Source organism: Pseudomonas sp. p21 (genome assembly GCF_001642705.1).
GTDB lineage: Bacteria > Pseudomonadota > Gammaproteobacteria > Pseudomonadales > Pseudomonadaceae > Aquipseudomonas.
Genome location: NZ_LWBV01000004.1, coordinates 151747 through 174659, shown reverse-complemented (window position 1 = coordinate 174659; position 22913 = coordinate 151747). Strand labels below are relative to the sequence as shown.

At 60.9% G+C, this 22913-nt stretch carries 22 protein-coding genes and 1 tRNA gene; 17 read left to right on the top strand and 6 right to left on the bottom strand.

Annotated features, from left to right (window positions below; genetic code table 11):
• Nucleotides 1-169 precede the first annotated feature (169 nt).
• Nucleotides 170-1393: an SAM-dependent methyltransferase gene (locus tag A4C63_RS14250; protein WP_063913212.1), complete on the top strand. Its 1224-nt coding sequence runs from the start codon at nt 170-172 to the stop codon at nt 1391-1393.
• Between the two features lie 4 nt (nt 1394-1397).
• On the opposite strand, the gene A4C63_RS14245 is transcribed toward A4C63_RS14250, so the two are convergent.
• Nucleotides 1398-2279, bottom strand: a complete 882-nt coding sequence (locus tag A4C63_RS14245; protein ID WP_063913211.1) for an AraC family transcriptional regulator — start codon at nt 2277-2279, stop codon at nt 1398-1400.
• 445 nt (nt 2280-2724) lie between these two features.
• Between A4C63_RS14245 and A4C63_RS14240 the strand changes: the two genes are divergently transcribed.
• The 14 genes from A4C63_RS14240 (at nt 2725) to A4C63_RS14175 (ending at nt 15545) form a co-directional block, all read left to right on the top strand.
• Nucleotides 2725-2919, top strand: coding sequence for a Flp family type IVb pilin (locus tag A4C63_RS14240; protein ID WP_063913210.1), 195 nt, complete (start codon nt 2725-2727; stop codon nt 2917-2919).
• Nucleotides 2920-2955: 36 nt separating this feature from the next.
• Nucleotides 2956-3474 (top strand): prepilin peptidase, encoded by a 519-nt coding sequence (locus tag A4C63_RS14235; RefSeq protein WP_063913209.1) that lies wholly within the window; start codon nt 2956-2958, stop codon nt 3472-3474.
• A 15-nt stretch (nt 3475-3489) separates the two neighbouring features.
• Entirely contained in the window at nt 3490-4824 is a 1335-nt protein-coding gene (locus A4C63_RS14230; RefSeq protein ID WP_063913208.1) for a hypothetical protein, read from the top strand.
• Between the two features lie 12 nt (nt 4825-4836).
• Nucleotides 4837-5649 carry a Flp pilus assembly protein CpaB gene (gene cpaB / locus A4C63_RS14225; protein ID WP_063913207.1) on the top strand — a complete coding sequence of 271 codons (813 nt, stop codon included), beginning with the start codon at nt 4837-4839 and terminating at the stop codon, nt 5647-5649.
• 63 nt (nt 5650-5712) lie between these two features.
• Nucleotides 5713-7224: a type II and III secretion system protein family protein gene (locus A4C63_RS14220; protein ID WP_256202942.1), complete on the top strand. Its 1512-nt coding sequence runs from the start codon at nt 5713-5715 to the stop codon at nt 7222-7224.
• Nucleotides 7225-7239: 15 nt separating this feature from the next.
• On the top strand, nt 7240-7521 hold the full coding sequence (locus A4C63_RS14215) for a hypothetical protein (RefSeq protein WP_063913206.1): 282 nt from the start codon (nt 7240-7242) through the stop codon (nt 7519-7521).
• A gap of 14 nt (nt 7522-7535) precedes the next feature.
• Entirely contained in the window at nt 7536-8879 is a 1344-nt protein-coding gene (locus A4C63_RS14210; protein WP_063913205.1) for a TadE/TadG family type IV pilus assembly protein, read from the top strand.
• Nucleotides 8880-8888: 9 nt separating this feature from the next.
• Nucleotides 8889-9359 carry a TadE/TadG family type IV pilus assembly protein gene (locus A4C63_RS14205; RefSeq protein WP_063913204.1) on the top strand — a complete coding sequence of 157 codons (471 nt, stop codon included), beginning with the start codon at nt 8889-8891 and terminating at the stop codon, nt 9357-9359.
• Nucleotides 9359-9865, top strand: a complete 507-nt coding sequence (locus A4C63_RS14200; RefSeq protein WP_063913203.1) for a TadE/TadG family type IV pilus assembly protein — start codon at nt 9359-9361, stop codon at nt 9863-9865. The genes A4C63_RS14205 and A4C63_RS14200 overlap by 1 nt, the downstream gene beginning before the upstream one ends.
• Nucleotides 9859-11076 (top strand): AAA family ATPase, encoded by a 1218-nt coding sequence (locus A4C63_RS14195; protein WP_063913202.1) that lies wholly within the window; start codon nt 9859-9861, stop codon nt 11074-11076. Before A4C63_RS14200 ends, A4C63_RS14195 begins: the two co-directional genes overlap by 7 nt.
• A 3-nt stretch (nt 11077-11079) precedes the next feature.
• Nucleotides 11080-12522, top strand: coding sequence for a CpaF family protein (locus tag A4C63_RS14190; protein ID WP_063913201.1), 1443 nt, complete (start codon nt 11080-11082; stop codon nt 12520-12522).
• On the top strand, nt 12519-13505 hold the full coding sequence (locus A4C63_RS14185) for a type II secretion system F family protein (protein ID WP_063913200.1): 987 nt from the start codon (nt 12519-12521) through the stop codon (nt 13503-13505). The genes A4C63_RS14190 and A4C63_RS14185 overlap by 4 nt, the downstream gene beginning before the upstream one ends.
• A 26-nt stretch (nt 13506-13531) precedes the next feature.
• The gene (locus A4C63_RS14180) at nt 13532-14500 is read left to right on the top strand and encodes a type II secretion system F family protein (RefSeq protein ID WP_063913442.1); all 969 of its coding nucleotides are present in this window, start codon (nt 13532-13534) and stop codon (nt 14498-14500) included.
• A gap of 1 nt (nt 14501) precedes the next feature.
• On the top strand, nt 14502-15545 hold the full coding sequence (locus A4C63_RS14175) for a lipopolysaccharide assembly protein LapB (protein WP_063913199.1): 1044 nt from the start codon (nt 14502-14504) through the stop codon (nt 15543-15545).
• 32 nt (nt 15546-15577) lie between these two features.
• Here the strand turns inward: A4C63_RS14175 and A4C63_RS14170 are convergent, their stop codons facing one another.
• A complete protein-coding gene (locus tag A4C63_RS14170; RefSeq protein WP_063913198.1) occupies nt 15578-16588 on the bottom strand; it encodes a DUF4917 family protein in 1011 nt (336 codons plus the stop codon).
• A gap of 215 nt (nt 16589-16803) precedes the next feature.
• Nucleotides 16804-18510, bottom strand: coding sequence for a SulP family inorganic anion transporter (locus A4C63_RS14165; RefSeq protein WP_063913197.1), 1707 nt, complete (start codon nt 18508-18510; stop codon nt 16804-16806).
• Between the two features lie 350 nt (nt 18511-18860).
• Between A4C63_RS14165 and A4C63_RS26795 the strand changes: the two genes are divergently transcribed.
• Both A4C63_RS26795 and A4C63_RS14155 read left to right on the top strand, forming a co-directional pair.
• Nucleotides 18861-19403 (top strand): helix-turn-helix domain-containing protein, encoded by a 543-nt coding sequence (locus A4C63_RS26795; RefSeq protein WP_063913196.1) that lies wholly within the window; start codon nt 18861-18863, stop codon nt 19401-19403.
• Nucleotides 19400-20668, top strand: coding sequence for a type II toxin-antitoxin system HipA family toxin (locus A4C63_RS14155; RefSeq protein ID WP_063913195.1), 1269 nt, complete (start codon nt 19400-19402; stop codon nt 20666-20668). The genes A4C63_RS26795 and A4C63_RS14155 overlap by 4 nt, the downstream gene beginning before the upstream one ends.
• Before the next feature lie 26 nt (nt 20669-20694).
• Here A4C63_RS14155 and A4C63_RS14150 read toward each other — a convergent pair.
• The 3 genes from A4C63_RS14150 to A4C63_RS14140 all read right to left on the bottom strand — a co-directional run bounded on the left by A4C63_RS14150 (nt 20695) and on the right by A4C63_RS14140 (nt 22908).
• Nucleotides 20695-20768: transfer RNA gene (locus A4C63_RS14150), tRNA-Gly, on the bottom strand.
• Nucleotides 20769-20879: 111 nt separating this feature from the next.
• Entirely contained in the window at nt 20880-21767 is an 888-nt protein-coding gene (locus A4C63_RS14145) for an alpha/beta fold hydrolase (RefSeq protein WP_063913194.1), read from the bottom strand.
• 448 nt (nt 21768-22215) lie between these two features.
• Complete coding sequence (locus A4C63_RS14140) at nt 22216-22908, bottom strand: pseudouridine synthase (RefSeq protein WP_063913193.1); 693 nt, start codon at nt 22906-22908, stop codon at nt 22216-22218.
• Nucleotides 22909-22913 lie beyond the last annotated feature (5 nt).

Below are 22913 nucleotides of genomic sequence, written 5' to 3'. Positions count from 1 at the left end.
ATTTCAAACCGGTGCCATGCACACAGGGAACGCGGGCCGCTTGCGAATTCAGCTCTCTACGCGACAGCGCAGCCCAAAGGACCGGGCGATCTCCCACAGGAAGTTAGCCACCCTGTAGAATGCGTGCATTGCGCCAAGCGCTCCCCGCTATCCGAGGCACCGTTTCTCCATGTCCGCCAGTACTTCTGCCCCATCCGCGCCGGATGCGCGCACCCAGTTTCTCGACCTGCTGAACGCCGCCCTGCATGGCAATACCTTGGTCAAACTGGTGCTGGCGCGCCATGTCGGTGCCGACCAGACCTTGCAACGGATCATCGCCAAGCCGCTGCAGGTCAAGGGCCAGCTGTGCCTGTCGCTGGTCTACCGCCACCAGACCCGCGATATCACCCGCAACCTGCCACTGGAGCAGGCCCAGGCGCTGGTCGCCGAGCTGCTGCCGGACAGTTTCCGCAACGCGCACCTGTTCGACGCCGACGGCGAAGTGCAGCTGACCTTCAGTAAGAAGGGCAAGCCCATGCTCCAGCGCCACGGCGCACAGGCCCCGCGTGAAGCTGCCACCAGCAGTGGCCATGACCGCGAGAAGAAGCGCTACCTGGAGCTGTCACGGCCGTTCCTGCGTGACCTCGGCGTAACTGACGCACAAGGCGCGCTGATCCCGTCCATGTCGCGCAAGTGGAAGCAGATCAACAAGTTCATCGAAGTCTTCGACCACGCCCTGGCCAGCGCCCCGGTGCCGGTGGAGCAGGCGCTGCGGGTGGCCGACTTCGGCTCGGGCAAGGGCTACCTGACCTTTGCCATGCACGACTACCTGCGCAACAGCCTGGGCCGCGAAGCGCAGGTAACCGGCGTCGAGTTGCGCCAGGACATGGTCGACCTGTGCAACGCCGCCGCCTCGCGCCTGGAACACCCGGGCCTGGAGTTCCAGTGTGGCGACGTGCGGAGCGTGGTGCCCGAGGCGATCGAAGTGATGATCGCCCTGCATGCCTGCGACATCGCCACCGACTACGCCATCCACACCGGCATCCGCTGCAACGCCGCGATCATCATGTGCTCGCCGTGCTGCCACAAGCAGATCCGCCCGCAACTGCACAGCCCGGGGTTGTTGCAACCGATGCTGCAATACGGCCTGCACCTGGGCCAGCAGGCCGAGATGCTGACCGACAGCCTGCGCGCGCTGTACCTGGAAGCCTGCGGGTACGAGACCAAGGTGTTCGAGTTCATCTCGCTGGAGCACACCAACAAGAACAAGATGATTCTTGCGGTGAAGCGGCGCCAGGCAGGGGACAACGGGGCGTTGCTGGAGAAGATCGGGCAGCTCAAGGCGTTCTATGGGGTGCAGGAGCATTGCCTGGAGACATTGTTGCGGGCGGATGGGTTGCTGCCGAGGGCGTGATTTTTCAGCGGTTCTTGTGATGTGCCGCACTCGGTAACACTTTATCCGGTAGTAGCGCATTTGAACCTTTCAGGGGCTCGGTTTCGCCGGCCATTGCTCCGAGCTGACGGGCCTGGCGGTATTCGCTGGGCGTGCAGTTACTGACCTGCTTGAAGGCGCGGGCGAAGTAGGACGGGTCCTTGAAGCCGGCCTCATAGCCGATGCTGGTAATCGGCATCTGGCTGTTGACCAGCAGGTCCATGGCCAGGTTCATGCGCTTGCTCAGGATATAATCCAGAAACCCCACGCCGTTGACCTCCTTGAACAGGCGGCTGAAGCGAGCGGTAGTCATGCCGCAGCGCTGCGCCAGGTCCTTTTGATCGATGCATTCGCGAAAATGCTGGTCGATGTACGGCATCACCTTGCTGAGCGCCTGGTGCTTGTGGTGTTCGCCAGTCAGGCGAATGCTGTCGGGCAGCGACGGCAGATGGTCGATCTGCTGCGAATTGCCCTGGCTCTTGATAGTGCGGCGGACTTCGCAAAGCTGCTTCAGGACACCGAGGTAGCGGCTCATCTCGCTGGCTGTAAGCGGCAACACCAGATATTCCCAGACACGCGAACGCATGGCCCAGACGGCCAGTTCTTCAGAATGCTGCACCGTGAGCATGGTGATCGGGATGGCAGGCGAGCTGCGCTTTACCTCAAGGAGCAGGTTGAGGTTCAGGGTATCGGGACGATCGAAATGCATGCAGATCATGTCTGCCTGCTGACGTTCGGAATGCGCGACCGTCTTTGCCAGCTTGCATTCGCAGACATGACTGAACTGTGCCATCAACGCTTCGGTGGAGCGATCACGTGTCAGATCGAACCACAACAACAGGGGCTTTTTGCCCGGGTTAGACATCATGACTTAACCTGCTCCTGAGGGTGTCCCTACGTGCTGCAGTATTGACAACATGCCATCAGCTCGCCGATTAATTTGGTTATTAGGCTAGGTAGTTTTTGTCTATTGCGTTCTATGTGTTGGCTAAAGCCCTCATGCTAGACGGGCTGCGGATTTTTGTTGGTGTTTGGCCAGAACGACCGCTTGTCGCCTTTGACTGAGTGGGCCGTACGCTTATGCTGAATCGAGTGCAAATGCGTTCGAAAGTGCTTCTCACATTATCCTTTCCCGCTTGTTTCCCTGGTGGCCTGTCACTTTTTTCGATGCTGGCAAATGGCCGCAAAAAAGTCCTAGCGATTCGCAAAAATCTCCTAACCACCACTGTCACCCTCTGACTAGGATTCCCAACAGGTAGTGCAAAACACCACTGCCTGGGAATAAAAATAATGTCCTTAGCGAGGTGAGCGAAATGAATATGCAAACTATCAAGGCTTCGTTGATGAAGTTCGTCAAAGATGAAGATGGCCTGACCGTCGTGGAATATGCGGTAGCAGGTGGGTTGGTTGCCCTTGCCCTTATTACTGCGTTCACCAACTTGGGAACCGCGGTCAAGGGGAAAATCAACGGGCTGATCACTGCGCTTGGAGGCACCGCTGCCCCTTGAACTCATTCTTAACTAAGCCCCAAGGGGGATGCAGCAATGTCAGCAGAGTCTCTGTTCGCCATTGTCGTGCTGCTAGGGCTGCTGGGTATTGCGGTGGTCGGGGATCTTCGTAACCACCGCATTCCCAACTTTCTGGTCTTGCTGGGGTTGGGGTTGGGGTTGGCGGGCCAGGTTTATTCCGCAGAACTTACCGGGCTAGGTTATGGCGTACTGGGTATGTTTATCGGATTTGCCGTGTTTATTCCGATGTACGCGCTGGGGGGCATGGCAGCCGGCGACGTCAAACTTATGGCCATGGTCGGTAGTTTTCTTGCACCACCTGACGCACTTTCAGCAGCACTTTTTAGCCTGATCGCCGGTGGCGTGTGCGGGATGTTGATAGTGCTCCTGCGCGGACAGTTGAAACAGACGTTAGAACGCTACTGGTTGATCTTGACTGCGCAGGCCTATTTTGCGCCGAAGGCGGATGAGGTGGCAGGTAAACCGTTCCCTTATTCAGTCGCGATCCTGTCCGGAACCCTTGTCAGCCTTTATTGGCAACCGCTTGGCCTATAGCCTGGGAGGCTAACAATGTACGCACTCAGAGACAGTGGTGCCTGCGCCTGTGCCAAGGACGCAGTGCAGGGCCTGGCACCTCAGCCACGTACGGTTCGCGAGACTGGCCTGGCAGAAAGCTTTCTCGGTGATTTGTTGTGCAAGCACCTGCATGACGCCGGTACGCTGGACCTGTCGCGTCTGGTGGAGCGCCTGGCGCTGACCGGTGCGGTGGTGGAAGAAGTGCTGGCCTTTCTGCGCAAGGATGGCCGCGTCGAAGTACTGGGCCAGGTCGGTGTGCAAACGGGGGGGCAGGTGCTGCGCTACGGCTTGACCGAACGTGGTCGCGGTACCGCCCGTGATGCACTGGCGCGCAGCGGCTACATCGGCGCGGCGCCCTTCCCGGTAAGTGCCTACCGTGACCTGCTCAAGCTGCAGACCATTCACCATGGCCGCATCACTACGCAGGACATGCATACGGCCTTCACCGGTGTCGTGCTTTCGGAGAGCATGCTCGATCAACTGGGCGTAGCGCTGAACTCCGGGCGCGCAATCATGATTTACGGCCCCGCAGGCACCGGCAAGACCTACGTCAGCAGCCGGTTGATTCGCCTGTTCGCCGAATACATCTGGGTCCCTCATGCCATAGAGATCAACGAGTCGGTCATCGAGGTGTATGACCCCCAGGTGCATCAGCGTCTGGAGGAAGAGAGCCAACCGAACAGCCTGTTGCTCAACGAAGGAATCGATCGCCGGCTGGTGCGATGTAAGCGCCCGGTCGTTATCACCGGCGGCGAACTGGGCATGGAGCAACTGGATGTCCGTTTCGATCCCAGTACCCGTCAGTACCAGGCCTCCCTGCAGCTCAAGGCCAGCAATGGCCTGTTCATCATCGACGACATGGGGCGCCAGCGCATGGCCCCGGCCGAACTGTTCAACCGCTGGATCGTGCCGATGGAAGAGAAGCGCGACTTCCTCAACCTTGGCGGCGGGCGTCATTGCGAGCTGCCGTTCGATCTGGTGCTGGTGTTCTCCACCAACCTCAACCCGCTGGAGCTGGCTGACGAGGCTTTCTTGCGGCGCATTGGCTACAAGCTGCAGTTCAGCTACCTGAAAGTCGATGAGTACGAACGCATCTGGCGCCAGGAATGCGAACGCCTGGGCCTGGCTTACGATCCGTCGCTGCTGCGCTATGCGCTACAGACGCTGTACGAGGCCGAAGGCGTGCCGCTGGTGCCATGCCACCCTCGCGACCTGCTGAGCATGGCGCTCGACCGCCAGCGATACCAGGGCGGCGATGGTCCGCTGTCGCCGCAGGAGCTGGAATGGGCCTGGCACAGCTACTTCGTTCAGATCGACTTCCTCGGATAAGGAGTTGCAGACATGAGCGCCCGTACGCTTACCCTGATTGCTGTTTCCCTGACCCTGGGGCTTGGTGCCGCCTGGATGGCCAACAACTGGCTCAATGGGCGGCTCAACACCACCCCGGATGACAACATGAAGAACGTGGTGGTCGCCACGGTGGAGATCCCGTTCGGGCAGATGATCGAGGCCCAGCAGGTTGCCATCGTGCGCATGCCCAAGGATGCGGTACCCGATGATGCCTTCGACAGCAACGAAAAGGTGCTGGGCAAGATCGCCACCTTCGCTCTGCTGCGCGGCGATGTCCTGCGCAGCGCACGCCTGGCCGAGCACCTGGGTGGCAGTACCCTGGCTTCGTTGATCGCCCCTGACAAACGTGCCATTTCGGTGCGTGTCGATGACGTGGTTGGGGTGGGGGGCTTCCTCTTGCCGGGTAACCGGGTCGATGTACTGGCGACCAGGCAAAGCAATGGCAGCAGTAATGAAGCAGAGTCCACGACCATCCTCCAGGACTTGCGGGTGTTGGCCGTGGACCAGACCGCGGGGACGGACAAGACGCAACCGGTGGTGGTGCGTGCCGTGACCCTGGAAATGTCGGCCAAAGAGGCCGAGGTCCTGGTCAAGGCGCAATCGGAAGGGAGGTTGCAACTGGCCCTGCGCAACCCGCTGGACGCTCAGAAGCAGCCACCAGTCGTTGCCACTGTCGAGCCGGCCAAGGCCGCGCCGCCAGCCGCCAGGCCGCAACCAAAACCGGTGGTGAATCGCAGCAGTGGCGTTGGCGCGGTCACCATCATCCGCGGGACTGAAGTCGAGATAGCAAAAGCAAGGTTTTAAGGCAGCTGGCGTCCGAATAGCTAACCTTCGGCAGGAACAAGATCACCTCGCAGGGAGTAGTCAATGAATACTTTGCAGAGACTAGGGCTGTACCTGTTGTGTGGGCTGGGTACGCAGCTGCTGTTGGCTGGCGTGGCGCAGGCTGAAGGACCGGGGGCGGGATACAGCGCCATGCCGGCGGCCAATACCAACATGATCCAGGTACCCATCTACAAGTCGCGGACGATCAGCGCTCGTACACCGGTCAGGAAAATCTCGGTCGGCAACCCGGATATTGCCGACATCCTCATCACCAGCCCGACCCAGCTCTACCTGCTCGGCCGTTCTCTGGGCACTACCAACGTGTTGCTTTGGGACAGCAACAACCGCTTGATCGAGACCCTGGATGTGGAGGTCGTGCATGACCTCACCGGGCTCAAGACCAAACTGCACCAGCTGCTGCCCGAGGAAAATATCGAGGTGTTCAGTGCCCAGGGCGCGCTGGTGCTGCGTGGCCAGGTGCGCAGCGCTGCCGCCATGGACACGGCGATGAAGGTTGCCAAGACCTATGCCGCGCAAACCGCCAGCGTGGTGCAAGGCAAGGGTGAAGCCGCCGAGGCGACGCCTACCCAGTCGCTGGAGGTGATCAACCTGCTCAGTGTCGGTGGCAGCCAGCAGGTAATGCTGGAAGTCAAGGTGGCGGAGATGCAGCGCAGCCTGATCAAGAACCTCAACGTGCGCTTCAATGCCCTTGGCACCTCCGGCAACTGGAGCGGTGGCGGGTTCAACAATGGTCAAGGGCTGGGCCTGACTCCCGGTGGCGGGTCGATCCTTTCGCCTGGTTCGCTGATTGGTGGCGGCAAAGGGTTGTTCGCCCAGTTCCTGTCCGACGATTTCCTCTTCAACGTGGTGCTGGAGGCGTCCAAGGACAATGGTTCGGCCAAAGTGCTGGCTGAACCCACCCTCACCACCCTGACCGGCCAGCAGGCGGAGTTCATTTCCGGTGGCGAGTTCCCGGTGCCGATCACCGAGGATGACGGCATCACCGTCGAATACAAGGAATTCGGGGTCGGGGTGAAGTTCCTGCCGGTGGTGCTCGACTCCGGGCGCATCAACCTCAACCTGAATGTCTCGGTGAGCGAGCTTTCCAACGTCAACTCGCTGGTGCTCGACACGGGCCTGAGCAGTGTCCTGGGCGATGGTGTTACCCAGGTCATTCCGTCGCTGACCAAGCGCAGCGCCGAGTCCACTGTCGAGCTTGGCAATGGCCAGACCATCGCCATTGCGGGTCTGATCAGTGAAAACACCCGCGATTTCGTCAGCCGTTTCCCCGGGCTGGGAGACCTGCCGATACTCGGGCACCTGTTCCGCAGCCAATCGTTCATCAACGGTGAAACCGAACTGGTGATCCTGGTGACGCCGCACCTCGCCAAGCCTGTGGATGCCAAGGCGGTGCGCCTGCCCACCGAGAAGTTCGTCGAGCCCAGTGACCTGGACTTCTACCTGCTCGGCAAGACCAAGGGCAGTGAGCCTGGGCGCGCGGTGCCCGTCAGCCTCGGGGTCAGCGGTGGCAACTTTGGCCATGATGTGAACTGATCGGAGAGAACCAGCATGAAAAGCATGATCGTGGGTTGCGCGCTTGTATCGGGGTTGTCCGGCTGCATGACGTATGACGAAGGGCGTGTTGGTCCGTTGGGCTACAGCGTCTACCAGACCACCTACCAGCAGATTGCCGACAAGCAAGTGGCCGCCAACCCAGGCACCGAACTGCCTGCCGCCGGCGCCGATGGGCCATTGCTGGAGAATGTGATCAATGGTTATCGGGGGGCGACTGGCGATGCGCAGCAGGTCGGTCAGCCGATCCAGATCCAAGTCACTGATTCAACTCGCTGATTGAGGGTGTGACCATGTCTCCTCGAGCTCAACGGATGTTCACCGCGCGGCCAGGCCAACAGCGGGGGGCAGTGACTGTCATGATCGTGATCGCTCTGGTAGCGATATTGATGATGGCAGCGTTGGTGCTCGACGGGGGCCACATGCTGTTGAACAAGACACGCTTGCAGAATGCTGTGGACGCTGCCGCCCTGAGTGGCGCAAAGACCCTGAGCCAGGTGATGGGCTCTGGCAATAGTGCCAGTACCGCGCGAGCCGCCGCGCTCTTCACCCTGAACGAAAATGCCAAGGCCGCAGGCAACAACGAACTGTTGACGGCAATCGGCGGCAACCCTGGAGCATTCGCCGTGGTGGAGCTGGCAGACAATGTCTATGGGCCTTTCTCCTTCCCGGGGCCGGTCAATGCCACTTATGTGCGGGTCTCGGTATCGAATTACTCACTGGCGGGTTTTTTCTGGAGCTTCGCCCAGTCAATCGGTACGGGAACCGTGGGGACCAAGAGCGTGACGGCGATTGCCACCGCCGGGCCGAGCCCGACCAGCCCATGCGATCTTGCGCCGCTGCTGGTGTGTGGCAACCCGGCTCAATACAACCCGGATGCAGGCATATTCTGGGGCTATCGCTTCGGTGACCTGGAGGTCTTGAAGTCAGCCGCCAAGAACAGTGACCCCATTGGCCCCGGCAATTTTCAGCTGCTCGATTTTGGCTCGGGCGGCAAGGAGGTTGGCGAACTCATGGCTGGCGGCGGCTCGGTTTGCCGCAATGTCGGGGAAAATGTCGACACCAAGCCAGGCAACACTGTGGGCCCTTCCGTTCAAGGTTTGAATACGCGCTTTGGCGACTACACAGGGTCGTTCAAGGGGACGGACTATCCACCCGACCTGGTGACGACCTATGACAACCCGAAGATCAAGTACAACGACAGCACCACACCGGCGCGACTGGAGCATCAGGGCCAACCTGTCACTTCGAGCAATGGCAACCTCTCTGCTGGCGGTACGTCGCTGTTCGATTACAACGATTATGCCGCTCAGAGCGCCGCATGTGTCGCCGGCGGGGGGACGGGGTGCCAGTCAAACGGGGTTTTCGAGCGGCGGATACTGAAGATCGTAGTGGGCAACTGCTCGGGCAAGAACGCGGGGGCATCCTCGATTCCGGTCCTCGGTTTCGGTTGCTTCTATGTGGTGCAGCCGGCCGACAACTCGGGTGGGGATTCGCAGATCTTCGGCCAGTTCGTCAAGCAATGCGAGGGCGACGGTGTGCCGGGGCCTACGCCGCAGGACGATTCCGGCCCGCAGATCATCCAGCTGTACAAAACCTTTATCAGTGGCAGTGGCACACCGAGCACCGACTCCTGAGGAGCTGTCATGGAACTTCACCGGTTCAAACGTGCGCAGCGCCAGCAAGGGGTGGCAATCGTCGAGTTCACCATCACCCTGCCGCTGTTGCTCCTGACTTTGCTGGCCTTTGGCGAATTCGGCCGCATGCTTTACCAGTACAACAGCTTGCTGCAGGGCAGCCGTGATGCTGCGCGCTATGTCGCCAGCCAGGCCTGGAACTCGACCTTGGGCAAGGTCGAGGTGAGTGCCGATCTCGAGTGCATGACCAAGAAAGTGGCGGTGTACGGTGCACCTTCCGCGCCGCCCTGCAGCCTGACCGGCATGCCGGCCAACATCACTGTGCAGGTGGCCAAGGTGGCAGGCACCAACGACCACGTGCAGGTGACCATCAGCTCTGTCTTTTCCCCGCTGGTCGCCAACGGCATTCCGGCCTTTATCGGAGGCAGCACGGCGCTGAACTTCCCATTGGTCGCCACCACCGTGATGAGGGCACTGTGATGAAGCGCAGAGGCATGCAGGAAGGCGTCTACGTCGTAGAGTTCGCGATCATCAGCGCATTGCTGTTCACGCTGTTGTTCGGGGTGCTGGAAATAGGCCGGTTGTACTACACCGTGAACGTGCTGAATGAATCCGTTCGGCGTGGCGCACGTCTGGCAGCGGTCTGCAATATCAGCGACCCGGTAGTGCTGCGTCGGGCGATATTCAACAGCGCCGGCAACAGTGGCGCCAGTACCCTGCTGGCCGACCTGGACACCGGGGACCTGACCCTGCGTTACCTGGACAAGAACGGTGCGCTGGTAGCCAACCCTGGTGATCTGGTGAGTGCCACCGGGTTTGCCGCTGTCCGCTATGTCCAGCTGACCCTGCAGAACTTTCAATTCAGCCTGTTTATTCCAGGTTTTGGGGTGCCCATTACCCTGCCAGTATTCAAGGCGACCTTACCTCGCGAGAGCCTCGGGCGTCATACCGAGGCGGATGTCGCACCGGAGATCACGCCATGCTGAATCTTAGGGAGTCTTCCGTATCCGCTACCTCCATCAAGCCCGGGATGCGTCTGTTGATCAGCAGCTCTGACGCCTTGGCCTTGCGTCAGTTGCAAGAAATCTGTCAGCGCATCTCCGGTCTGGAGGTGAATGTTCGCCAGGTGAGCAATGGGCATTCCGACCCGCTTTTCGGGCTGGACCGCAAGCCCGACTTCTTGCTCTTGCGCGTTGGCCACTTGTGGCGTGAGGAGCTGGCAGCCCTGTTGCAACGCCCGGCCCATGAACGCCCGCCGCTGTTGGTGTGCGGCCTGCTGGACGATCGGGAAGGCATGCGCCTGGCAATGCAGGCCGGTGCCCGCGATTTTCTGCCGGAACCCATCGTTGCCACGGAGCTTATCGCAGCCTTGAACCGTATGGTCATGGAGACCCAGACCAGCAGTACGGCAACCGGGAAACTGATCGCAGTGATGAATGCCAAGGGTGGCTCCGGCGGTACGGTACTGGCTTGTAACCTGGCGCATCAGCTCAGCCTCAAGGGCAACGCGCTGTTGCTTGACCTGGACCTGCAGTTTGGCAGTGTGTCGCATCACCTGGATGTCGCGCAGTCGCACACCCAACTGGATGTGTTGCAGCAGATAAAAGAGATGGACGGGGTGGCACTGCGCGGGTTCTGCAGCCATTTCAGCCAATCCTTGCATGTGCTTGGCAGTCGCGCCAATGAGCTGTGCTTGCCGCAGGATGTCCAGGCCGAACAGCTCGATGCGCTGCTGCAATTGGCGCGCGCCAACTATGATTGGGTCGTGGCGGACCTGCCACGGCAGATCGACCACATCACCGCGTCAGTGCTGGAGCAGGCGGACCGGGTGTACGTTGTGGTGCAGCAGAGCGTCAACCACCTGCGCGACGCCAGTTCCCTGGCGCGCATTCTGCGCGATGACCTGGGCGTACGTGGCAATCAGCTGGAGGTGGTGGTCAACCGCTACGACAAGGCGGCACCGGTCAGCCTCAAGGATATCGGCGAGGCGATGCGCTGCACCAATATCGTGAAACTGCCCAATGACTTCAGCGTCATCAACCAGAGTCAGAACACGGGTGTGCCATTAGGCCTGCAAGCACCTCGGTCGGCGATCACCCAGGCGCTGCGTGGGATGGCCGAGGAACTGGTTGGCAAGCAGGTGGCCACTGACAGCGGACTGTTCAAACGCGCCTTCAAGCGTGTTTTTCGGGGGTGAACCATGCTTAGCGATATCCGTAACCGTTTGCGCAAACAGGCAGTCACCCCCGAGGCATCGACGCCGTCGAAACAGGGTGGCGCTACAAAGGACCCGGCAGAGGCGTTGATGGCGTGGGAGCATTCAGCGCCGGACGTACTTTTTGAAACCAGAAGCCAGGTCACCCAGGTGGAAGCCGAGTGGCGGGAGAAGACCTATCAGCAACTGCTCAAGGTCATGGACTTGTCCTTGCTCGACTCGCTCGAGCAGGCCGAGGCCGTGCGGCAGATCCGCGATATCTGCCAACGTCTGCTCGATGAGCATTCGGCGCCGGTGAGCTCTGTCAGCCGCCAGCTGATCATCAAGCAGATCACCGATGAAGTGCTTGGCCTTGGCCCGCTGGAGCCGCTGCTGGCCGACCACACGGTGTCCGACATCCTGGTCAACGGGCATGACTCGGTGTACGTCGAGCGGTTCGGCAAGTTGCAGCGCACCGATGTGCGTTTTCGCGACGATCAGCACCTGCTCAACATTATCGACCGCATCGTCTCCAGCCTCGGCCGGCGTATCGACGAGTCTTCGCCGTTGGTCGATGCCCGCCTCAAGGATGGTTCACGGGTCAATGCGATCATCCCACCGCTGGCCATCGATGGGCCAAGTATCTCGATCCGCCGTTTCGCGGTGGACTTGCTCAATACCGACAGTCTGATCCAGGCGGGCGCCCTCACGCCCGCCATCGCGTTGCTGCTCAAGGCGATCGTGCGGGGCCGACTGAACGTGCTGATCTCGGGCGGCACCGGCTGTGGCAAGACCACCATGCTCAATGTGCTGTCCAGTTTCATTCCCCATAACGAGCGCATCGTCACCATCGAGGACTCTGCCGAGCTGCAACTGCAGCAGCCACATGTGGTGCGCCTGGAAACACGGCCTGCGAACATCGAGGGGCGCGGCGAGGTGGGCCAGCGGGAGCTGGTGCGCAACAGCCTGCGGATGCGCCCGGACCGTATCGTGATCGGTGAGGTGCGTGGTGCCGAGGCGCTGGACATGCTGACGGCGATGAACACCGGCCACGATGGCTCACTGACTACCATCCACGCCAACACCGCGCGCGATGCGTTGGGCCGGGTCGAGAACATGGTCTTGATGTCTGGCGCCACGTTCCCGATCAAGGCCATGCGTCAGCAGATCGCATCGGCCATCGATGTGGTGATCCAGCTGGAGCGGCAGGAAGACGGCAAGCGGCGGTTGGTAAGCGTGCAGGAGATCAATGGCATGGAAGGCGAAATCATCACCATGACCGAGATCTTCTCTTTTGTCCGCAATGGTGTGGGCGAGCAGGGCCAGGTGCTTGGCGACTTCCGGCCAAGTGGCATGGTCCCGGCCTTTCGCGATGCCTTGGCCAAGCGCGGGATCGAACTGCCGCTGACGATGTTCAGGCCTGAATGGATGGAGGCTCGTCAGCCATGAGCCAGATACCCGGTGAATACATCCTTATATTTCTCGGCATGGTGTTCATTGCCGTGTTTCTGCTCAGCCAAGGGTTGGTGGTGCCGGTGTTCGGCGAGGCGGGCAAGGTACGTAAACGTATCCGCAGCCGACTGGTGATCCTGGAGCGGGCAAGCCATCTGCCGAACATGCAGACCGTGCTGCGCCAGAAGTACCTGACACGTTTGTCGCCGCTGGAGGCGCGGCTCGAGCAATTGCCCTTCATGGCGACGCTGACGCAACTGATCGAGCAGGCCGGGCATGAGTACCGGGCCTATCGGGTACTGCTGTTGGGGCTCGTGCTGGCAGCGGCTGCCGGGATGCTGGCCTGGCTGTTCTTTCCTTACTGGTGGTTGGCGCTGGCGGCTGCGTTCGTGGCGTTCTGGCTGCCGCTGCTGAAAATCACCCATGACCGTGGCAAGCGTTTCGCCCAATTCGAAGAGGGTTTGCCGGATGCGCTGGAAGCCATGTGCCGGGCATTGCGCGCCGGGCACCCCTTCAATGAAACCCTGCGCCTGGTGGCAGAGGAACACAAGGGGCCGGTGGCGCATGAATTCGGCCTGACCTTCGCTGATATCAACTACGGTAATGATGTGCGCCGGGCCATGCTTGGCCTGCTGGAGCGGATGCCAAGCATGACGGTGATGATGCTGGTCACCTCGATCCTCATTCACCGCGAGACCGGGGGCAACCTGACCGAAGTACTGGAGCGCCTGAGTAACCTGATCCGTGGGCGTTTCCGCTTTCAGCGCAAGGTCAAGACCATGTCGGCCGAAGGGCGTATGTCGGCTTGGGTGTTGGTGGCCATACCCTTCCTGCTGGCGGCAGCGATCATTATCACGAGCCCGGATTACCTGACGTTACTGATAAAGGATCCCACTGGGCAAACGTTGGTCATGGGGGCTTTTGGCTCCATGTTGGTGGGGATTTTCTGGATTCGTAAAATCATCCGTATCCAGATTTAGGCAGTTCTCGCATGGGGGCGTCGGTCATGGACTATTTGCTCGGTTTGTTGAGTGGGGTGACGGACAACGAGGCATTGGCACGCCTGCTGATCGTCGGTGCGATCGGGATGAGCACGGTCATTGCGGTCATCACCGTGACGTTGCTTGTGCTGGGGTTGCAGAGCCCGCTGCAACGCCGTCTTGCATTGATCAAGCGTGACCACTCCAGCGCTGCGGCCGGGCGGGAGGCGCCAGGAAACCTTCAGCTTCTACTGGAGCGGGTTGGTCGGCGCGTTACCCCGTCTACCGATGGGCAGGTGTCGGCCACTCGAACCCTGTTGACCCACGCGGGGTATGGTTCGGCGTCGGCGGTACAGGTGTACTGGGCGGTGCGTTTGCTATTGCCGCTGATGCTGGTAGGCATCTCGCTGTTGGTATTGCCACTGGTTCCAAACCTTTCCCTGATGACGGGCGTGGGATTGGTGGCCATGGGGGCTGCCGCCGGATGGCTGCTGCCGGCAATGTATGTCGACAAGCGCAAGACGGCTCGGCAGGGGCGTTTGCGTGCGGCTTTTCCTGATGCCTTGGACTTGATGGTGGTTTGCGTGGAGTCGGGCCTGGCGTTGCCCCAGGCTATCGAGCGGGTGGCCGAAGAAATGGCCGTCAGCCAGGCCGAGCTGGCCGAGGAACTGGCGTTGGTCAATGCGCAAATTCGCGCCGGTATTTCCAGTACCGAAGCGCTCAGGCAACTGGCGGATCGCACCGGCCTGGAAGACATTCAGGGACTGGTCAGCCTACTGGCCCAGAGCATCCGCTTTGGTACCAGCGTAGCGGCTACGTTGCGCATCTATGCCGAGGAGTTTCGTGACCGGCGCATGCAGGCCGCTGAGGAGATGGGTGCGAAAATCGGAACAAAGCTGGTTTTTCCGCTAATTTTCTGTCTGTGGCCAAGCTTTTTTCTGGTTGCCATCGGCCCGGTGATCATCGGGATACTTAAAACGTTCGGGAAGTCATGACATGAACAGGATCAGTTTGCTGTTGACCATGATAGCCGTGCTTTCTGGGTGCCAGAGCATGGGGCCAGAGTTGAATGGTGTACGTTCAGTCTATTCCGCTGGCAACTCGGTGCTGTACCAGGTGCAGTCACAGAGCAACTCGCCCGACCAGGCGATGCAGATGGCGGCGATGGCTTACCAGGCCGGTGACCTGGACCAGGCGCTGTACCAGTACTTGCGCGTCCTTGAACTGGCGCCCGAACGTTATGAGGCCCTGGTCTGGGTTGGCCGTATCCACCGCGAACGCGGCAATAATCAGCTGGCCGAGATGGCCTTCACCGAGGTGCTGGGCAAGGCACCTGAAAACCCCGATGCCCTGACCGAAATGGGCCTGCTGAATCTGTCCATGCGTAAACATGAGCAAGCCAAGGCAATGCTGTTGAAGGCAGTTGCCGTGGATCAGCAGCGCTTCACCAAGGACCCGGCCAACACCCAGACAGGGGCGGCTGCGCTCAGGGTCGACAGCAAGTCACCGCTCAAGGCGTACAACGGGCTGGGGGTGCTTGCGGATCTGGCCGACAACTTCGCCGAGGCACAGACGTACTACCGCCTGGCCGAGCTCATCGATCCACGTTCGGCGTTGGTGCAGAACAGCCTGGGGTATTCCTACTACATGGCCGGGCAATGGGCCGATGCCGAGCTCCGCTACAAACGTGGTGTGAGCTACGACGGGACCTACAAACCGCTTTGGCGCAACTATGGGTTGCTGCTGGCTCGCATGGGCCGCTATGAGGAGGCAGTGTCTGCCTTCGAACAGGTCGAAAAGCGTGCCGAGGCCAGCAATGATGTCGGCTATGTCTGCCTGGTGGAAGGCAAGCTGGATGTGGCCGAGCAGTTTTTCCGCAGCGCCATCGAGTTGTCGCCGGGGCACTATCCCGTCGCCTGGGAAAACCTGAACAGGGTCCAGCAGATTCGGCAAATCCGCCAGATGGGCGGCGATGTAGCGATGCCCGAGCCCGTTGCAGTTGGCCCGGCCGTGCAGGTGACAACGGCATCGGCGCCTTGATGGGCCGCAAAGCGGCCCCTAATTGGTTCATTTCACCTGTGGGGGAGCGGCGCTTCAATAGCCAGCGCTGCTTGCCCCAACGGATGCGTACCGGCGTCAAAGAAATGCAGCGCTGTCCGCGGCATATCCCTGAAGCGATCGATGAAATGCTGCTTCTGGTTGATCACCGATGCCTCGCTCAACGGCCTTATGGCAATCGACAGATGCGTCGGTCGGGCCAGCCGGATGGCTTCGAGCAGGTGCTGGTCACTGCTGTCCAGGTGCTGCCCGAACAGGCATAGCCCTTGGCTTTCCCGCGCCAGTTGCCCCAGGCACCAGCCCAGGTAATCCGAGTTGCGGATGGCGCGCAGTTTCTCGTCGCTGCGGTCTTCGTTGACGAACAGCGGCACTTCGCCCGGGATGTTCACGGCAAAACCATCGAGCAGTTCGGCGCTGTCGGCGCTGCGTTGGCGGGTGGTGCCGTCGGGCAGCTTCAGCAGGTGCAGGCCGCCATGCAGGTGCAGCACCCGGGTGCCTTCGCCACTGGTGCGGCGCACGTCGAAGAAACCTTGCTCGTCGAACAGTTCGGTGAAGCCGTGCGGGGCGTGTTGCACGGCCCACGGTAGCAGCAGGTCATAGTTGCTGGTGTAGACGCTGCGGTAGCCGCGCAGGGCCTGGTTGAGGGTTGCCAGGGTGGCCGCCGGCATGAGTGGCCACGGCAGGTGCACCGTGCGTACGGCGTGGATCAGCGCTTCCTTGATCGAGTAGTAGCGGTTCAGCGGCGCGGTGGAGTTGATGGCCAGCGCGGCGTTGGCGCGCACTGTGGTGTTGAGGGTGCTGAGTACCGGCTCGAACAGTTCCGTGCCCAGCGACTTGAACAATGCCTGGTCGCTGACGGCCAGGCCTTTCTTGCGACCGGCGCGTTGCGCTTCCTCGAACAGCGAGAAGTAACCGAACGGCTTCCACAGCGCGCGGCTAGCGCCGTTGCCCAGCAGTAGTGCGTCGCAAGGGTGTAGGGCGGCGAGTTCTGGCCAGGGGGTGAGGGTGGCGTCGAGTGCGGGCATGCTGGGGTCCGTTGGGTGGAGCGGGAACGGGGGCGACTTTAGCATGTCATGCAAGGTGTGCGAGGGTTGTATCCAGGCAAGGGCCTTGTGTCGGCAATGCCGGCCTCTTCGCGGGTGAACCCGCTACCACAGGTACTGCACTGAATCCGAGGTCAGTGCAATACCTGTGGGAGCTGGCTTGCCGGCGATAGGGCCAGTGGCAACAATGCATCTCTTCAACCTTGCTCAGCCACCTTCACACTGCGGCTCCTGTTACGCCACACCCGATACGCGCGGATGCCCGCCCGCACCGAGCCGAACAGCAGTTTGTCTTCCATCTCCCTTGCCATCCCCGAGCGCACCAGCATGCGCAGGAAGGTGCCGCGGGCGCGGGCGATGGCGAAAAAGATGCCTTGGGCCGCCAAGGTGTCGCGTACCTCGCGCAGGGCGGCGATGCCGCTGACGTCGATGCTGGTTACCGCTTCGGCATCGAACAGCACGGCCTTGGGCTGGTCCTGGCTCTGCACCGCTTCGAGCAGGCGCATCTTGAAGTAGTCGGCGTTGAAGAACAGGATCGCGTCGTCGAAGCGGTACACCACCAGCCCTGGTACGGTGCGGGCATCCTTGTGTTTGCGGATGTCCACCTGGCCTTCGGTGCCCGGCAGCCAGCCCAGCACCGCGTCGGTGGGTTGGTAGATGCTGTACAGCAGGCGCAGGATCGCCAGGGTCACGGCAAACACGATGCCGGGCAGCACGCCCAGGCTCAGCACGCCAACCGTGGTCAGCAGGCACAGCCAGAACTCAAAGCGGCTCAGGCGGCGGATGTGCCTAAGCGACTTGATATCGATCAGCCCCCAGCCGGCCATCAGCAGCACGGCGCCCAGCGCAGCCTGCGGGATCCACGCCATCGGTGCGGTGAAAAACAGCAGGATCAGGGCGATGACCAGCGCAGCAATGATGCCCACCAGCTGGCTTTTGCCACCGACCATGTCGTTGACCGCGGTGCGCGAGTCGGCGCCGCTGATGGCAAAACCTTGGGAAACCCCGGCTGCCAGGTTGCTTACGCCCAGGGCGACGAATTCATGGTTGGCGTTGATCGCGTAGCCGTGCCGGGCGGCAAAGCTGCGTGCAGTGAGCATGGCGCTGCAGAAGCTGACGGTGGCGATACCCAGGGCGTCGCGCAGCAGGCTTTTCATTTCTGCCAGGTTACTGTGTGGCCAGGCCAGTTGCGGGATGCCGGCAGGTACCGGGCCGAGGATGGCGACGCCGAAGCGGTCGAGGCCGAACAGGCCGACCAGCAGCATGAACAGCGCCACTACCGTTAGCGCCGCGGGCAGGCGTGGGTAGCGCCGTGGCAGCCAGATCAGCAGGCCCAGTGCGGCGATGCCGATGAGCAGCGTCACCCAGTGAATTTCGCCCAGGCGCTGGAGGAAGTTGATCAGGCTGAGAATGAAGCCGTCGCCCTCGATCTTGAACCCCACCACCTTGGACAACTGCCCGGCGATCAGGCTCAGGCCGATGCCGTTGAGATAGCCGATCAGGATCGGCCGCGAGAAGAAGCTGGCGATGAACCCGGCCCGGGCCACGCCGGCAGCGATCAGCATTACCCCGACCAGCAAGGTGACGATCACCGACAGTTCGGCAATCCGGTGCGGCTCGCCCATGGCCAACGGCGCCACGGCGCCGGCGATCATCGCGCAGGTGGCGGCGTCGGGGCCAACCATCAGCTGGCGTGAGCTGCCGATCAGGGCGTAGACCATCATCGGCAGCACACAGGCGTACAGGCCGTACTGCGGCGGCAGGCCGACGATCTGCGCGTAGGCGATGGCAATGGGGATCTGGATCGCCGCCACCGAGAGGCCGGCCTGCAAGTCGGCGTGGAACCACTCGCGGCGGTAGTGCAGCAGGTTGGCAAGGCCCGGTAGCCAGCGGGAGAGAAACATGCGTCGTCCTTTCGAAATGTTTCACGAATCCATTGAGCATATCCGCCTCAAGCCGTTTCGCTTGATCGCGCATGCACCCGTTGCGCATTGAAGCGGATCAACAGGCAAATGGCCATGGGCCAGGTCAAGGTAGAAAAGGCACAAACAGCGATCTGCTCAAGTACGCTAACGAGAGGCGGCTCAGCTCACTGTCCAGGTGTAAATATTTTGGCTTTTTTTTCCATAAAAGCATGGAATATTGGCACCAACAACCTTGCTCTGGGTCGGCTAGAGCGTACGGGATTAGAGATTTCACCGTTGAAGTGCTAATATTCTGGCTGTTTTCTGCGAAAAGAGACGGAATATTAGCCATGGCGAAGAAGACAGCCCCACTCTTGCCGGCGACAAACAACCTTCTCATCGAATTCGGTCAGCGGCTGAGGCTTGCGCGCCTGCGTCGAAAGTTGACCGCCAAACAAGTCGCCGAACGAGCGGGCATGTCTCCCATGACTCTGCGCTCGCTGGAGGCTGGTGGGTCGGGCGTCACGATTGGCGCTTACCTGTCCGTCATGCAGGTTCTTGGGTTGGCTGGCGATTTCGCAAAGCTTGCAGTTGCGGATGACCTTGGTCGACAACTTCAGGACGCTCGATTGATAAGGAACGATGCTGTACCTGGCCGCCCAAGGGTTGCCCAGAAAGCCGTTCGCAACCAGGCTCCGATAGCCCGTGCGCCGCACGGTTCCTCTTCACCTAAGGCAAAGAAAGCGCAAGCGAAGGGCGACAAGCCGACGGCTGAAGGCGCAAGGAAGCAGGTCTGTGACGAGAAAACGGGGTTATTCACCGATGCGGCGAGTACGGACAGTTTGGCCTCTTTGCTCCGCAAGCCGAAACGTAAAGGGAATGCGCCGTCATGAGCATGATTGCCGTATATGCCGATTGGGATGGACTGCCTGGCCCCCTACGCCTTGGCTTTCTGCACAGCCGCAGGACCAGAGCGACTGAGCGATTCGAGTTCGAATACGACGATGCCGCGCTGGTAGATCCTCTTCTTGCTGGGCTTCAGCTGGACCCGAGCATTCAACCCTTCGGGGGCCCGCAGTACCCCACCCCACCCAGAGACAAGTTCGGGGTCTTCGATGACTCCAGTCCTGACCGTTGGGGACGCCTCTTGATGGATAGACGATTCGAGCGTGACAAGCGGGCAGCTCTGGTGCCCGCGGATGCACGACTCTACGAGTCGGATTATCTGCTCGGGGGGCACGATATGTATCGAGTGGGCGCGCTACGGTACCGACTTGAAGATGCCGGGGATTTCCTCGATAACCGAATCAACGTCGCGGCCCCGCCTTTTACTGAAATCCGCGCTCTGGAACAGGCTAGTCGTGCGCTTGAACAGGACCCCGACAACGTCGCTGTTCATGGGCAGGACTGGCTGCGTATGCTCATCGCGCCAGGCGGTTCGCTCGGTGGTGCCAGGCCCAAGGCAAGCGTCGCGGACGATGCGGGGCGCCTGTACATCGCCAAATTCCCAAGCACACGGGATACCTATGATGTAGGCGGATGGGAAATGGTGGTCAATGCCTTGGCCAACGGTTGCGGGCTTGACGTCGCTCCGGCGCAGGCTCGGAGGTTCGCCAGTGACTATCACTGTTTCATTGTACGCCGCTTCGATCGGACCGATGCAGGGCGTCGGCTGCATTTTGCCTCGGCGATGACCATGACTGGACACAGTGATGGCGACGATGCTTCGACAGGGGTGAGCTATCTGGAACTCGCAGAGGTACTCATGAATCAGGGCTCGCAACCCAATGAGGACCTGCGAGAACTGTGGTCGCGAATTGTCTTCAACATTCTGGTCTCCAACACTGACGACCACCTTCGTAACCACGGCTTCATCCTGGAGCCAGGCCGTGGCTGGAAGCTTTCCCAGGCTTATGACATGAACCCTGTCGCCCATGCCGATGGCCTGAAGCTCAACATTACTGATGCGGATAACGCGCTCGATCTTGAGTTGGCTCGGGAGGTTGCCGGTTACTTCCGCCTGGACCTACCAGAGGCAGACGAGATCATCGAGGACTTCCAGGACATTGTGGGTCAATGGCGAACCCTGGCTCAGAGCCTGGGCCTGGCCGCACGGGAGCAGGACCGAATGGCAGACGCGTTCCGGCTTGCGGGATGACGTTCATCTGGGGAGACAAGGAGGGGTGGAGCGGGTAGAGGGAATCGAACCCTCAACTAAAGCTTGGGAAGCTTTCGTTTTGCCACTAAACTATACCCGCATCTGCGCTGCACTTTTTACCAGAACCCTCCACGAATTAGAAGCCCAAGTTATAAAAAAGCTTGTCGGCACCCCATAGCCTGCGGGTATCACCTACGGGGCGCCGATGCGCTCAGATGGCCAATGCATGCTGCCCCTGTTGTACGTGCTGGTAGCGTTGACGAGGCTCGCGCACGGTCGGCTTGAGGAAGCCGAGCAAGACGCTGCGGGTGTCCTCGCAGGCGGCCTTGTTTTCCATGTCGAGGAAGTGGCCCGCGTCACGGATCACGCTGAACTGGCTCTTGCCCACATGCTTGCTGAACTGCCGGGCATCTTCGACCGTGGTGTATTCGTCGCGGTCGCCGTTGATGAACAGCACCGGGATGTCGATGTTGCGCGCGCCGTTCAGGGCCCGCTCCATGTCATGTTGCAGCACTTCGTTGATGTGGAAGTGCATCTGCGCGTACTCGTGGCTGTCCAGGCTGCTGACGTGCCGGTAGTTGAAGCGCTTGAACAGTGATGGCAGGTGCTTGCCGATGGTGTCGTTGACCAGGTTGCCGACCTGATAGCGGTCGCAGGCGGCCAGGTACTGGCAGCCACGGGCCAGGTAATCGCGCATCGGTTCGTTGATCACCGGCGAGAACGAACTCACCACCGCTTTCTTCACGTGCCGCGGCTGGTGCGCCAGCGCCAGCAGCGTGCTTGCGCCACCCCACGAGAACGACATCACGTGGTCTGCCTGGAAGTGATCGATCAGCTCAAGGAGGATATGTGCTTCGGTCTCCTTGCTGATCAGGCGTTCCTGGCGATTGTGCGGCTTGGATTTGCCCGCGTATGGCTGGTCGAACAGTACTACGTTGAACTGCGGGTGCAGGTTACGTACCGTCTGGGCGAACGAGGCCGTGGTGGCCAGCGAGCCATTGATCAGGATGATCGTTTTCTCGGCCGCATCCGCGCGATAGAACTCCGTGTAAACCCGATACTGACCTTGGATATCAAGTACAGCGATTTCTGGCCTCATGTCATCGACTCCTGGCGCAAAAAGGGTATTCGCGTCACCTAGGGTGCACGTTCTTTATGACAGGTAGGCATTTGCCTGAAGAGAAACCGGGGGGCCCTGTGTCGATCCTTGGCACGTGCGTCGACGGTATTGTTTTTGGCGGGCAATTTGCCGTGCCCCAAGGCATCGAGGCCCCGGGTGGCCGACAAAAGGTGTCTTCGACCGCAATCGTGACTTGGTAGTCACATGCAGACTGACGATTTGGATTCAAGCAGTGGGTGGGGAATCCCGCAAGTGCCATTCGGGGGAAAATGTGACTTTTGTCGCTGAGCGGTCGTATGACGACCCTGATCTGTCTGCTCCGGCCTCTTCGCGGGCTCGCCCGCTCCCACAGGGATCACACCAGCCCGGAGGCCTGTGGTGTACCTGTGGGAGCGGGCGAGGCCGCGAAGAGGCCGGTACAGGCTGACTAGACCGTCGCTATTTCATCCGCGGTCAATTCACGAAACGCCCCCGGCGCCAACCCCGGGTCCAGCCGGATCGCCCCCATGCTCTCGCGATGCAACCCCACCACCTTGTTGTCGAAATGGCCGAACATGCGCTTGACCTGGTGATATCGCCCTTCGACGATTGCCAGCCGCGCCTGGCGTGGCCCCAGGATGTCCAGCTGGGCGGGCAGGGTGGTGAGGTTTTCGAAAGCGAAGTAGAAACCTTCGAGGAACTTGGCCACATAGTGCTCGCCAATCTCGTCCTCGGTTTCCACCAGGTAGTGCTTGGGCAGCTTGGTCGCGGGCTGGGTAAGCCGCCGTGACCACTGGCCATCGTTGGTCAGGATCATCAGGCCGGTGGTGTTGAAGTCCAGGCGCCCGGCAATGTGCAGGTCCTCACGCAACGCGGCGGGCAGCAGGTCGAGCACGGTGCGATGTTGCGGGTCCTGGGTGGCGCTGACGCAGCCAGTGGGCTTGTGCAGCATCAGGTAGCGCGCCGGGCGGCCAGCCTGCAGCAACTGGTCGTCCAGCTCCACACGGCTGAATTCGCGCACCTCGGCCAGCGGGTCACTGACCACCTGGCCATCCACCCGCACGCGGCGTTGCGCCAGCATCAGGCGGACTTGCTGGCGGTTGTGGCTGGGCAGGTTGGCGAGGAAACGGTCGAGGCGCATGGCAA